Origin of the sequence: Lactobacillus iners DSM 13335 (genome assembly GCF_000160875.1) — a bacterium.
In the GTDB taxonomy this organism is placed as follows: Bacteria; Bacillota; Bacilli; order Lactobacillales; family Lactobacillaceae; genus Lactobacillus; species Lactobacillus iners.
Genome location: NZ_GG700811.1, coordinates 12615 through 27001, shown reverse-complemented (window position 1 = coordinate 27001; position 14387 = coordinate 12615). Strand labels below are relative to the sequence as shown.

The window sequence follows — 14387 nt, the reverse complement described above, 5'->3', positions numbered from 1 at the left end:
TTATTATCTACATTATACTAGCATAAACGTTGGATGCAAGTATTAAATAAAAGAATTAACGCCTTCTATTTTCTCCACCTACAAATACTTCTTTGCTCAAGCAACGTATTCTTTCCATTAATCTTTTTGCTTTCACATCATCATATGAATTTTTAACTTGTGCGAAATGAATCGTTAATGCATCAAAGTTCATATTTGATGTAAAAAAGGTTGGTAACTGATTATCCATTCTTCTTTGCAAAATAACCCCTAGAACTTCATCACGAGACCATTCGGTTAAAGATTCAGCACCAATATCATCAAAAATAACAATAGTAGCCGTAGCAATTTTCATAATTTTATCGGTAAGACTATTATCTTTAAAATGATCACTCAATCCCGCAATAAAAGATGGTACATGCAAAAATACCACTTCATTTCCTTCTTGAGCTAATCCATTAGCTAATCCAGCCATCATATATGTTTTACCTACACCAAAATCGCCTTCTAAATATAAACCTTTTGCATGTTTATCTACATGATATTGTTGAATGAATAAACCAATTTCCTGCAAGGCTTTAATTCGTTCAGGAGTTTTATCAACAGCTGACAATTCCACATTTTTTAATGACAATGGTAAATCTACTAAATGAATTAAATTCTGTACATACTTTTTACGATCATCGATCCTTTTTTGAAGTGTTGCTCGATAAGCAAAATCTATCATGTTGCCATTAACGAATAAGTATGGTTCATATCCCTGATTTACCTTAGAAGGATGCTCACATTCTTGAATATAGATATACAAATTGTTTAGTGATCTTTTAAATATATCATCAGTAATTTTAAGTTTATGTACTTGTAAAAATTCTTGGACACTTGCATTATTTAAGACTAAATCGATAATTTGATCTTGATTAATTTGACATTTATGATTAGCGATTATTTTTTTTAAAATACTAGAAATATTCTCCATTGGCCTTATTTTCTTTCTATTCTTTTCGTCCAAAATTATTGAAAATATTATTCAACTCTTCATTTGACAATGATACATCGGTATTTTTACCATTATCAACATCATAATTCTTCCAATCGGTTTTAGCTTGTTTTCTTGTTGAATTATTATTAAATCTACGTACTTGCCTATTTTTTTGCCATTTTTTAGTATAAGCAATAGCCTCTTGAGCTGTATGTATTTTATTTTGAAGCCAATTATTAGCAATTCTATCTGCTAAATTTAATGTTAATACAGATGTATAATCAAGACATGTTTTGATCAAAACATTTATCAACTCACTAGGTAGACGATATTCATTTTCCAAACGATATACAACCCTTTTCTCATTGGCGGTTACATATCCACCTTTTTTTTCCTTAATTTTATATAAATAATCTAGTGGTTGATTACTATTAACATCCTCTAGCAACTTTTTTTCATCGTTATCAAAATCTGGTATTAAACTATCTTCAGACTTAGTTTCAGATAGTTGTTGTTCAACAGTATGCACTAATTTTTGTTGTCCTAATTGATTATGAGCCATCCGCTGAATTAGTTTCATATCCAATTTTTTATCTCCAGCATGCAAACACATTGTAGCTAGCTTAGTAAAATCTTGCTCACCTAATTGATAAAAAGTCATCAATTGAGCGATTTCAGTTCTATGACTATCTACCTCATTTGCCGGAATATGGTATTTAAGTAAAAGATCTTCCAAAAATTGCCAATCAATTTTTTGAATCATTTTCCCCATCTTAATATCAACCTTAGAATTACTATCAGCAGCAATAACCTTCTTAGCATCCATAACTTCTTTAGTAGGTTCGATTGCATGATCACCTGTTAGCTTAAACACGTCAAAAAATCCACTGGAAACATCCTGGGCATCATTTAATCCTTGAAAAATAGATGGCGTAAAATCTTTTACCAAATTATCAAAAGCGACTATACCTACCTTTTCTTGTAATAGACTAGACAACAAAAAAGTTGAAAAAAATTCCTGAGCATTAGTAATTTCACTCAATTTAAAAATAATTATTGAACCTAACCTAGGATTATCGCCTAAATATGTTTTAACTAAACCGACAGCTTCTAACTTATGAATACTATCAAAAATATCTTTCAAGCCACAATCTAATTGCTCTTGAAGTTGATATAACACTTTATAATCAATCGATAAAGGTAAAGAATTAAATTCATTAGCCAATGTGATATATATACTCATACCTAAATGTCCAATTAATGGTTGATACAATCTAGATAATATTTTCTGACCATCAGCAGTAATCGTAACATTATTAGCTACATAAAACGGCTGTTTAGGATTAGTACATGAATACATGTATTAGTCCTCCCCATGTTGTTTTTTAAGCATATCTGTCATTGCTTCCATAAACCCAGAAACATCAGTAAATTGACGGTAAATGCTTGCAAATCTTATATATGCAACATCATCTAAATTAGCCAATTCATCCATCACAATCTCGCCAATTTCCTTAGAAGAAATCTCTGATACACCTTGTTTACGTACAGCGTTATCTACATGATCAACCAATGTATCTAATTGCTGACTAGAAATCGGCCTTTTTTGAGCAGCCATCATCACCCCACGTAATATTTTTTCACGATTAAATGGTTCCCTAGTACCATCATTTTTTATTACTAATAATGGCGTCTGTTCAACTCTTTCAAATGTAGTAAAACGGTAACCGCAATTTTCGCATTCACGCCGTCTTCTAATTGAGCGATTTTCATCACTAGGACGAGAATCAATTACTTTTGAGGCATTTTCATGACAATTAGGACACTCCATAATTTATCTCCTTATATTTTTCAATAAAGTTGCTAATTTATTTTCTAATATCTCTACTGACTGATCATTTTCAATCACATAATTGGCATAATTTTTTTTAATTTCTAGTGGCAACTGACTATATATCCGCTTTTCTGCTTCCAGGTCGCTTAAATTGTTACGTTCTTTTAATCTTTTCTTTTGTAATTCAAAATTTAAACTAATCACCAAAACTGTATTACAAACTTTATCTAATTTAAGTTCATAAAGCAAAGGAGCATCTAAAACAACAAAAGGACAACCAATCCGTTCATATTCAGCTATCTTGAGCTTTATCTGCTGACAAATCAATGGATGTAATTCAGCATTTAACTTAGCTAATGAATTTTTATCATTAAAAACAATCGCTCCCAATTTTTTGCGATCAATCTGACCACTAGATGTTAAAATCATATTTCCAAACAATTGAGATAATTTTTCAATAACATTTCTCTTACTTAATTGCTGGTGAGCTATCAAATCGGAGTCAATAACTGGTATACCTTGCTTTTTAAAGAAATTCGATGCAGTACTCTTACCAGTAGCTATACCACCAGTTAATCCCAAAAAGTATGTCATTTATAAACCACCTGACACAATGGGCAGAATGTTGTTCCTCGACCATTAACTTTAATTTTTTCTAAAGTAGTATTGCAACGGCTGCAAGGTTCACCACTTTTGCCATAAACTTTTAGCATTGATTGATACTTACCAGTATGACCATCAGCATCTAAGAAACTATGAAAAGTCGTACCATGGTATTGAATAGCTATTTTTATTGTATTGTTTATATCATAAAATAATTCTACCAAACTATCTTGAGCAATTTTATTTGCAATACTTAAGGGATGTATTTTGCTCTGCCATAAAACTTCATCTGTATAAATATTCCCTAATCCACAAACAATACTTTGATCTAATAATACATTTTTTATCGCTCTTTTTCTAGCTTTTACCCTGTTTAGAAAAAAATCTAGGGTAAAATCTTCACTATTTGGTTCAAATCCTAAGTTCTTAATACCAGTATTTCTTCGTTCAGTACCAGTTTCAATCAATTGCATCCTACCAAATTTGCGAACATCATCATATCTAAGATATGTATTATCAGAAAAAGTAAATTGTACATGTTCATGTTTCTGCTTAGGTGCATCACTATCTAAAAAATGATATTTGCCTTCCATCCGCAAATGTGAAACTATAGTCAGATTATTAGTTAATCTTATTAAAAGATATTTACCATATCGGTCTATAGCCAAAATTTTTTGACCTACTACTTTTCTTTGAAAAAAATCGGCATCATTCACAATGATTTTATCATACCAAATTGTTACATTACTTATAATTTTTCCCTTAATCAGTGGCTCCAACGTACGACGAACTGTTTCTACCTCTGGCATTTCTGGCATTTAAGATCACCTCTATTTAACTTCATACCAATTATGGCCCCAATTAGCATCAGCAATTAATGGAACATCTAATTGTGCAGCTTGTTGCATAATCTCAGGAACAAGAGTCCTTATTAAATCTAGCTCTTCGCTAGGAACATCAAAAAGCAATTCATCATGAATCTGTAGAATCATTTTTGTTTTCAATTTTCTCCGTTCCAACTCAGATTGCATTTTAATCATTGCTATTTTAATAATATCTGCTGCAGAACCTTGAATCGGAGAATTAATTGCAGTTCGTTCTGCAAATGAACGAATATTAAAATTCTTATTGTGAATATCAGGTAATAAACGGCGACGATGCATGATAGTTTCAGCATATCCCTTTTCACGTGCCAATTTAACAGCTGCTTTCATATAATCTTTTATCTGAGGATATTGTTCAAAATAATTATTAATAAAATTTTGGGCCTCCTGACGACTAATTCCTAAATTCTTAGCTAAACCATAATCGGATATCCCATAAACAATACCAAAATTAACAGCTTTAGCATGTCGACGCATTAATGGTGTAACTTCATCTAAATTTGATAAGCCAAAAATTTTCATAGCTGTATGAGCATGAATATCATATCCCTCTTTAAATGCTTCCAACATATTTTTTTCGTGTGATACATGTGCTAAAACTCTAAGTTCAACCTGAGAATAATCACACGAAAAAAGATAGCTATCCTGTTTACAAGGAACAAACGCTTTTCTAATTTGCTTGCCTTCCTCAAGTTTGACAGGTATATTTTGTAAATTTGGTTCTACAGATGATAATCGTCCTGTAGTAGTTAAAGTTTGTAAAAAGCGTGTATGTATTTTTCCATCCGCTTGAATATAATCCAACAGGCCATTAATATATGTTGATTGGATTTTGGAAATTTGGCGATAATCCAAAATATCAGCAACTATCGGACTTTGATATTCTAATTTTTCTAAAACATCTACAGAAGTCGAATAACCTGTTTTTGTTTTCTTAGCTGGTGTTAGTTTTAACTTCTCAAATAAGATAACACCTAATTGCTTGGGTGAATTGATGTTAAATTTTTCACCAGCTAGTTGATAGATTTTGTTTTTTAGATCAGTTATTCGCACATCCAAATCATTTTTCATTTTAACTAAAGTGGTTGCTTGAACCTTAATTCCAGCTATTTCCATTTTTGCCAAAATTACGGCTATAGGAATTTCTATATTCTTATACAAATGCAGTTGTTCATGCTGTTGCAATTCTGGCATAATTTTTGCTTTTAATTTATCTAAAACATCAACTTTAGTTGCCATATGAGCATACAACGTGTCTACATCCACACTATGTTGCTTTTTTCCCTTACCATAAATTATTTCATCAGATTGAACATAAAATTCTTGATAAGAATTAGCTAATACACCTAAATCTCCTGCATTATTTTCACTATCAGCAATATAAGATGCAAGCATTATATCATCTGTAACATTAAATAAAGTAATACCTAATCTTTGTAGACCTACATAATTGCGTTTCAAATCGAAAACTTGCTTAGCAATATTCTTATCTTCTAATATTTTCTTTAGTGGTGTTTCTTGCAATAACGTAACATCATCACAAACATATATTTTTTGCTTGATCTTCACAGAAAAACCAGCATATTGAGCCAAATGATAATTATCACCTATCATTTCCAAATTAAAAGAAATATGATCAAAATCAGTGGCAAAAATTTCAGATAAATTATCTTTATCCAAAATTTCATAATGACATTCATCTTGAACTTTATTATCTATTTCTTCAACATCAGGCAATTCTGACAAAAACTTTTTAAATCCTAATCTTTCATAGAAACTACGTAATTGCGTTAATTGTTGGGCTTGTAATTTTACATCATCAATTTTTAAATCTACTGGTGATGTGCAATCAATTGTGGCTAATTTTTTACCTAAAATAGCATTATTTTTATCCCTAATTAAATATTCTTTGATTTTTGAGGCTTTTATTTGGTCAATTTTTTCATAAAGATTTTCAACGGAACCATATTGATTAATTAACTTACTAGCTGTTTTAGCTCCTACTTTTTCTACGCCAGGATAATTATCAGATGCATCCCCCATTAAAGCTTTCACATCAATAAATTGCTTGGGTGTTACTCCATATACTTCCTGCATATGTTTTGGTGTATAGATTTCTAAGTCATTGACACCTTTTTTTGTTACCATGACCGTAACATGTTCCCCAGCTAATTGTGTTAAATCCCGATCTCCAGTTACAATCGTAACTTCAAAGCCTAAATCGGTGCCCATTTTAGCCATTGTACCTAAAATATCATCCGCTTCATAATTACTTAATTCATATGATTTAATGCCTAAATAAGCAAGCAATTCTTTAATAATTGGCAACTGTTCAGATAATTCATTTGGTGTCTTATCTCTCCCGCCTTTATAATCAGCATACATTTTATTTCTAAAAGTAATTTTACCTGCATCAAATGCTACTAACATGTGCGTTGGCTGTATATTTTTCAATAAGACATCCAGCATATTTTTAAATGTAAATATTGCATTTGTATGCAATCCCTCAGGGCTTTTAAACTTATCTAATTGTTTATATAGTGCATAAAAAGCCCTGAATGCTACAGAGTTACCATCAATAAGCAGTAATTTTTTCAAAGAATTTGTCTCCCTTAACATATATAATCTATTGCTATTTTAGCAATCTTTTAACATTTTGTCCTAATATGATATTTATTGCCTAAAAAAGCATAATCATGGTTGGGCACAATATTTTCAAAACATTCATATAGATTCTTCATTTCAGCCACATAATCGTATCTATTTAACAAATCTAACATATGTGCCAAAATGTACGAATTGTCTACCGAGAAAGGAATTATATTACTTGCTTTGGCATAAATTAAAAACTGGATAATGATATTTACCTGTTCTTTATCATCCAAAGATGTCAAATTATTTAGACATTGTAAACTAATCAAATTAGAATCAAGATTATTAATAATCGATTTCAAATTACCAAAAAGTATATTTAAATCATTATTTTTCAAATATTTGATATTTAAGAATATTTTTTCAATAAATTTATCAAGGCCAATTTGCAAACATAAAAAATCGATCCAAGCCAACAATTGATTTTTATATGATATATAAAATTTATGGAAATTTAACAAAACAATCAATACAATTCGATCTAAATTACGATTAAATAAAGAATTATTTTTTTGCGAATCAATACAATTAGGATTAGCAGTCGCAATTAATATCTTAACTATCATTTCTAATAAAGCATAGTCATCATTGAAAGTGCAATTAGCCAATACAATTGCAGGCTCTTTAAAGACTGTTTCATCTTTATAATCAACAGCAGTGGTATGACTATGTGCATAGCCCACCAAGTAATTAACTGAACATCTAATATTTGCTCCAGTTAATGGTAAATACTTACCTCGTAAATAATCACAAATATTTTTATTATTAAATCTGGACAAATTATTAATAATTTTACTTCGACATTGTGCTAGCAATTGCGGTCTAGTATTTTCCAACTCATTTAATATATTGATATATCTACCTAAATCAGTCTCAAAAAAGTTCAAAATATTAATTATATTCGAGCAATCACATTTAAGTTTCCAGATATCAAACGATAATAATTGATTTAATAAAGAATCATCTTTTATTTGCTGGTTAATTATACTATGAAAAATTTGATAGCAATTGATATCAAAACTATTATTATTAATTGCTTTTGCAATATATCGAGCACATGTATCTATATTTGTCCATCTCATCATATCTTTATTATTATTAAAATACATATTACCATCTAAATAATAATTACCATTTTGTATTTTTTGCCTGATAGCAACAGATAAATTAATATATTTAGCATCAGTCTTGATTTGCTTAATATGCTTAGTCACAAATATATTTACTTCTGAACCTTGAATTTGTTTATTATAATCAAAATATTTAATCAAATTTGATAAATTTGTATTTGATAAATCATGAATCAAATCTATATTAATTAATAATCGTCTAATAAGTTTGCTTTTAAACAAAAATTCTGGAAAAGCCTTACTATGACAAAATCTCAACTTATTATTAAAAAGAAGTGTATACAATTTCTTGACAATACAATGTTCACGCAATTCTTTGAAACTATATTGATCTACATTTAAACAATGATCAATATTTATTAGTACACGATAAAATCTACTATAAAACGCTTCTGATAAATCATAATCTTCAGTATTTAAAAATATCTTGTCATTTTGTAGCATTTGCAATAAATATAAACATTTAACATCACTATTTTTAATTTCATCTGGACGTGTTATTTGTGTCAATATATTACATAAATATTCTTCCATAAATGCGATTTTATCTGTACCAACATAATTATTGGATTCGGCAACAATTATATTGATAGAAGCACTTTTATTAGCCCATGTATTGCCTAACTTAATCGAATTTTCAATTACTTTTCGTGTATGATAATTAATTTGATTAAATAAAGCTAAACTTCTTTCTAAAAACACAGAAGATAAATAATTTTTAGCTATATAGTTCTCGATAAATACCTTATCATTAAGTAATTTTTTAAAATAATCATTACTAATATTAGTGAAAAATGCATCAAGTAAATCCATATTTTTTTGTTCAATAACCTTATGCAGGCAATAACATTCACTAAAATCTTTACTTGCGATAGCTTCAGAAATTAATTCATCTGGCGTAATAAATCCACACCGTTTCATTATCTTGTGTTGTACATCATCATATAATTGATTACAAAATACACTTAAATCAGAAAATTCCTTACCATACCAAATAATTTTGATATTTTTTTCTAGATAAAATTTTTCTTTAATGCTTGCTAAATCAGCTGAAATCGTATCATTATTACCACAATTATCATATTTACATAAAGCATAAACTGAAATTTCATTATCAGGACACATCGAATATAATAATTCATCTTCCTGTAATCCAGATCCAATGATAATTAATACCGGATTTTTCTTTTTCTTATAAAACATCGTAAGTTTATGCTGTAAATTATCTAAATTAGCATACAATTTCAAATATTTATCAGATGTATTAATAAAGTTTGATACATTTCCATTAGGTTCACCATGTAAATGCACGACAAAGTTTGGCAAAAGCTCATCTGTTTCACTCAATTCCATATAATCCTTAATAATGGAATTAGAGCCAATAGCATTTTCAACTTCATAATCGTAATTTGTAGTAAAAAAAATCGCACTAAATTTAATTAAGGTACTCAATATGTCATTATTTATTTGTAACTGATGATTGCCAAAATGTTTTTTCTCAAAATCTAAACAGCGAATCTTAAATTGCTCATCACTATTGCAAATTTTTTTGATAATTTGATTGATAAAATCAATCTTACGCTTATTACTCAAGCCTGCCAAAGAAGAAATATATTTTAATGTATCAGCATATCTCTTATTCCTAAGTCCCCAATATTCAGCTAACTTACGCACATAATCGTTCCAATCACCATAGCCTTGCTGATTTGAAACACCCGCACCTATCAAAAAAAACAGGGAATTATTTTTTTGTGAAACAATCAATTCATCAACTAATTGATTATAAAATTGCTTAGAATTAAAATTACACTTATTCATAATATCTGACTTTCTAACAAACTATGCTGTCATATTTTATTATATTATATTTTTTTCACCTATTTTCCTACAATTTAGAGCAAAAAAAGAAACATAAAACACATCAAGGCATTCTATATTTCTAACTGCGTATAAATCTTATAGTTTGGAAGTCAATTCCACATCAGGATATTTGTCCTTAAACCAACGTTCAGCAAAAGAATTTTCAAATAAAAATAAAGGTTCTCCTTCTCTATCTTTCACCAACAAGTTTCGAGATGATGACATTTTTGGATCTAATTGGTCCGGATTAATCCAACGTGCTACACGTCCGCCAAGTGATGTTAATTCTACTTCCGAGTTATATTCATTCTTCATTCTAAATGCAAAAACTTCAAATTGTAATTGTCCAACAGCACCTAATATATAATCATCTGTCGCATATCCACGATACAACTGAACGGCACCTTCTTGAACTAATTGCGTCATTCCTTTGTGAAATGACTTTTGTTTCATCACATTTTTAGCTGTAACTCTCATAAATATTTCTGGTGTAAATTGTGGTAATTCTGGATATTCAATTTTTTTCTTACCAGCATAAATACTATCACCAATCTGGAAATTACCAGTATCATATAAACCAATAATATCCCCAGCGACAGCTTCTGAAACTTGCACTCTACTACTTGACATGAATTCTGTAGCATTATTCAATCGAATAACTTTATTAGTTCTAGCTAATGTAACATCCATACCTTTTTGAAACTCACCACTACCAATTCTGATAAATGCAATTCGATCACGATGATTTGGATTCATATTAGCTTGAATCTTAAAAACAAAGCCCGAAAATTCATCATCATCAGCAGCAATTGTAGTATTATCAATTAATTCATGTTCTTTAGGAGCAGGAGCTAACTCAACGAAACTTTTCAAAAATGTTTCTACACCAAAATTAGCCAAAGCTGATCCAAAAAATACAGGGGTTTGATCACCTCTTAATATTTTATCCAGATCAAAATTATTTCCAGCTTCTTTCAACAATTCAATGTCCGCTAAAGTAGATTCAAAGAGACTGTCATGACTTAATGCTATATTATTATCTAAAGTGCCATCTTCATTAAGTGGCAAAAAGCGATCTGAATCATCTTCATGACGATATAGTTCAACACGTTTATTGGCAAGATCATATAAGCCCTTGAGTTGCTTACCCATTCCTATAGGCCAATTCATAGCAACACATTCGATATCCAACAAATCTTCCAGTTCTGCTGTCAAATCTAATGGATCACGTCCATCACGATCTAACTTATTCATAAAAGTAAAAATAGGTATACCACGTTTTTTGACAACTTTAAAAAGCTTCTTAGTTTGTGGTTCAACACCTTTGGCACTATCGATAACCATCACCGCAGCATCAACTGCCATCAATGTTCTATATGTATCCTCAGAGAAGTCCTGGTGACCTGGTGTATCCAAAATATTAATTCTTTTATTGTCATATTCAAATTGCATTACTGAACTGGTTACGGAAATACCACGCTTTTTTTCAATTTCCATCCAATCACTAGTCGCATAATGTCCACTCTTGCGAGCCTTAACAGTTCCAGCGTTCCTAATAATACCACCAAATAATAACATCTGTTCAGTAATTGTAGTTTTACCAGCATCTGGGTGAGAAATAATCGCAAATGTACGACGTGAATTTACTTTTTCTGTTAACTTATTCATTAATCCTCAATATCTTCCTTTGTATTTTTTGTATCTGTCTTAGGCAAAGTTAATAACAATGTTTGTAATCGTGAACCCCTCATCCTTCTAGTAGTTAAAATTATACCGTCATCTAACTTAACACTCAATTTTTCGCCCTTGCCAGGAATCAATCCTAATTTAGTAATCACATATCCAGCAATAGTATCAACATCTTCCATTTCAAGATCAGTATCAAATTCCTCATTAAAATCATCTAACGTCATCTTGCCACTAATAACATATTTATTTTCTGATATTTTGTGAAATAGTACCTGTGCAACGTCAGTTTCATCATCAATATTACCGACTATTTCTTCAATCAAATCTTCAATTGTAACAAGTCCGACCACCCCACCATATTCGTCAGTAAGAATAGCTAATTGACGTTGGGTTTGTTGCATTTCAATCAATAAATCCTTTAATTCAACGGTTTCAGGTGCATAAAGCGGATCAAACATCACATCTTCATAACTAAGATGATCAAAGCCTAATTCAAATGCTTTTCTTAAAACAGTGCGAATATGAATAACCCCCACTATCTTATCTTTATCACCATCATAAACGGGAACTCGCGAATATGGTTCACGCAAAATCTCGACTAAATTTTTTTGAAAATCATCATGCTTATCAACCATAAAAGCATCAGTTCTAGGAACCATAACTTCACGTGCTATTTTTTCTTTAAAATTAATAACACCCTGAATCATCGAATATTCAAGCTCATCAATTGCATGAGCCTTATAAAACTCATCCAATTTCAACGTTAATTCTTGATCCGCATCAATATCTTCATCTGCTTGAAACTTTGCTCGTAATTTACTAAAAAAATCTCCCGCACCGGGGTCTGTACTCATTGTTTTTTTCTCTCTTTTCTGTACAAAAATAAATATTCAATGTTTAAAAATATTATATCATAAAGAGGTTATATGTTAGAATGATGTCAAGAAATGAGGTTTTATTTATGAAAAAAGTAAGAATTTATCTCGTATTTGTTTTTTTATTACTAATACCATATCTTTGTAGTCTAGCTCTTATCGGTTCCTGCTATAATGCCCTAGTTTATCATTCTGCAAATGCATGGCGTAGTGCTGTAGGAGCATTTATTGGTGCCTTGATTATGTTTGCTATCAAAGCAACTATTCAGCGACCTCTAGATTTAGTATCAGAAAATATTTCCAGCCAACTACTCAAACAAATATTTCGTTTTTTTAGTATTAGACGCCGCAAAATATTTTTGATAGGTAATATCGCCTTAGACTTCATTTTATGCTTATTAGCAACTATTATTATTCGCCATATTTTACCTTTATCAATTATAATCGATAAAGTTACTGGCATCATCTTGTTAATCATGCTCATATCAACCTGCATTGGTGCGTATATCGAGTATGATAACTTATCAATATAAAATTTATTTACTTAAATCACTGGCATCCAGATATAGCGACTGTGTCAGTTTTTTTGTATCCAAATCTAATTCTTCTAAAATATATGGAACATCACTTTCACCCAAATTTTCATGATAAGTTACATTTTCCTTATTTAACTTATCTAAAAACATTGGTATCGTTTGATTTACTGGAGCCAAAAAGTGAGTTAAATTTTGTGATTCAGTTATATAATTTGCTACCTTACAAGATGGTAGACCAAATTGTCTTAATCCCTTCAACTCATTCGGAAGCTGGTGCACAACTACACCATACCAATACATAAAACTATCTGGAGCAAATACATATAACGCAGCCCGTTGATGTTCCAAATTATTTTCTTTTAAAAAGTTAACAAAATTAATATCATTTTCTACTTGCTGAATAGCTGCAGCATATGATCGTTGCTCATCAATATCAGTAGGTAAAAATACTTTACCAATCATCGTACAAGCTTGTTTCTGTATAATTTCCATTTTTTTACATTCCTTTCACTTAATAATCTTCAAGACTATTAAAATCAATTATTTGCCCATCCAAAAACTGATCTATTTCTGTACTATCAAACCCATGTGTAAATAAATATCGCCTTATTTTTTGATTACGTTTAAAATCAGGCTCCTGTGCATATTTCTTGTAAGCTTTAATTCCCTCCTTAATTAAAGCTTCAAGTTGTTCATCACTATTATTAGATAAATCGAGTTGTTCAATTACCAAATCTAATTGATCCGAGCTAAATCCATGTTGCATCAATTTTAACTTAGTTTTTTGAATAATAGCTTTAGTAGATAATTTTCCTAACTTATTTGACATAGATTTAACCAATCTAATTCCTGGATCAACCCAATCTATATTATCATAACTACTTAATACATTTTCAATCAACTTATTGTCTACGCCCTTATTAAGTAACTTATGCCTAATACTATTAGGACCCTCCTTGCCAATTTGCAAATTATTATTAACATATAATTTTACATAATTTTGATCATCTAATAACTTTAGTTTTTTTAAATCAGCTATAGCAACTTTAATAGCGGTCTCACTGACCCCTTTTTGACGCAAATAAATGCATACTTCATTAACCGTCCTCATTTGATAGCTAAGAAAATCTTGTGCTAAATTTAAAGTCCTTTGATCTAATTCAGCTTGTTTAATTTCTGCAATTTGTTCATCGGTTAAATTTGTGCCTTTAAATAGCCGTTTTTTTATTAATATGTTTTCGCTAACACTAAAAGCATATTGACCATCCAAAAAAATATTATAACGTTTTTTTTGTTTCTGAGTACTAACATTAGTTATAATTGCCATTTTTTCTTCTTTCTAAAAAGTTTTACTTCAAGCTCTTGT

General features: G+C 30.1%; 12 protein-coding genes. 1 reads left to right on the top strand and 11 read right to left on the bottom strand.

Annotated elements, in window-relative coordinates:
• Positions 1-55 precede the first annotated feature (55 nt).
• The 9 genes from dnaI to HMPREF0520_RS05100 form a co-directional block, all read right to left on the bottom strand.
• Complete coding sequence (gene dnaI / locus HMPREF0520_RS05140; RefSeq protein ID WP_006734528.1) at positions 56-955, bottom strand: primosomal protein DnaI; 900 nt, start codon at positions 953-955, stop codon at positions 56-58.
• A gap of 16 nt (positions 956-971) precedes the next feature.
• Positions 972-2318, bottom strand: coding sequence for a DnaD domain protein (locus HMPREF0520_RS05135; RefSeq protein WP_006729843.1), 1347 nt, complete (start codon positions 2316-2318; stop codon positions 972-974).
• A 3-nt stretch (positions 2319-2321) separates the two neighbouring features.
• Complete coding sequence (gene nrdR / locus HMPREF0520_RS05130; RefSeq protein WP_006729842.1) at positions 2322-2789, bottom strand: transcriptional regulator NrdR; 468 nt, start codon at positions 2787-2789, stop codon at positions 2322-2324.
• Between the two features lie 3 nt (positions 2790-2792).
• Positions 2793-3386, bottom strand: a complete 594-nt coding sequence (gene coaE, locus HMPREF0520_RS05125; RefSeq protein WP_006729841.1) for a dephospho-CoA kinase — start codon at positions 3384-3386, stop codon at positions 2793-2795.
• Positions 3383-4213: a DNA-formamidopyrimidine glycosylase gene (gene mutM / locus HMPREF0520_RS05120; protein WP_006729840.1), complete on the bottom strand. Its 831-nt coding sequence runs from the start codon at positions 4211-4213 to the stop codon at positions 3383-3385. Before mutM ends, coaE begins: the two co-directional genes overlap by 4 nt.
• 12 nt (positions 4214-4225) lie before the next feature.
• Complete coding sequence (gene polA / locus HMPREF0520_RS05115) at positions 4226-6877, bottom strand: DNA polymerase I (protein WP_010222443.1); 2652 nt, start codon at positions 6875-6877, stop codon at positions 4226-4228.
• 50 nt (positions 6878-6927) lie between these two features.
• Positions 6928-9879, bottom strand: a complete 2952-nt coding sequence (locus tag HMPREF0520_RS05110) for an SIR2 family protein (protein ID WP_006729838.1) — start codon at positions 9877-9879, stop codon at positions 6928-6930.
• Between the two features lie 138 nt (positions 9880-10017).
• Positions 10018-11589: a peptide chain release factor 3 gene (locus tag HMPREF0520_RS05105; protein ID WP_006729837.1), complete on the bottom strand. Its 1572-nt coding sequence runs from the start codon at positions 11587-11589 to the stop codon at positions 10018-10020.
• Complete coding sequence (locus tag HMPREF0520_RS05100) at positions 11589-12464, bottom strand: hemolysin family protein (RefSeq protein ID WP_006729836.1); 876 nt, start codon at positions 12462-12464, stop codon at positions 11589-11591. The genes HMPREF0520_RS05105 and HMPREF0520_RS05100 overlap by 1 nt, the downstream gene beginning before the upstream one ends.
• Before the next feature lie 107 nt (positions 12465-12571).
• Here HMPREF0520_RS05100 and HMPREF0520_RS05095 point away from each other — a divergent pair, with 107 nt between their 5' ends.
• Positions 12572-13018: a hypothetical protein gene (locus tag HMPREF0520_RS05095; RefSeq protein ID WP_006729835.1), complete on the top strand. Its 447-nt coding sequence runs from the start codon at positions 12572-12574 to the stop codon at positions 13016-13018.
• A 3-nt stretch (positions 13019-13021) separates the two neighbouring features.
• Here HMPREF0520_RS05095 and HMPREF0520_RS05090 read toward each other — a convergent pair whose 3' ends face one another.
• Both HMPREF0520_RS05090 and recX read right to left on the bottom strand, forming a co-directional pair.
• Positions 13022-13513, bottom strand: coding sequence for a hypothetical protein (locus tag HMPREF0520_RS05090; RefSeq protein WP_006729834.1), 492 nt, complete (start codon positions 13511-13513; stop codon positions 13022-13024).
• Between the two features lie 19 nt (positions 13514-13532).
• The gene (recX, locus tag HMPREF0520_RS05085; RefSeq protein ID WP_006729833.1) at positions 13533-14348 is read right to left on the bottom strand and encodes a recombination regulator RecX; all 816 of its coding nucleotides are present in this window, start codon (positions 14346-14348) and stop codon (positions 13533-13535) included.
• Positions 14349-14387 lie beyond the last annotated feature (39 nt).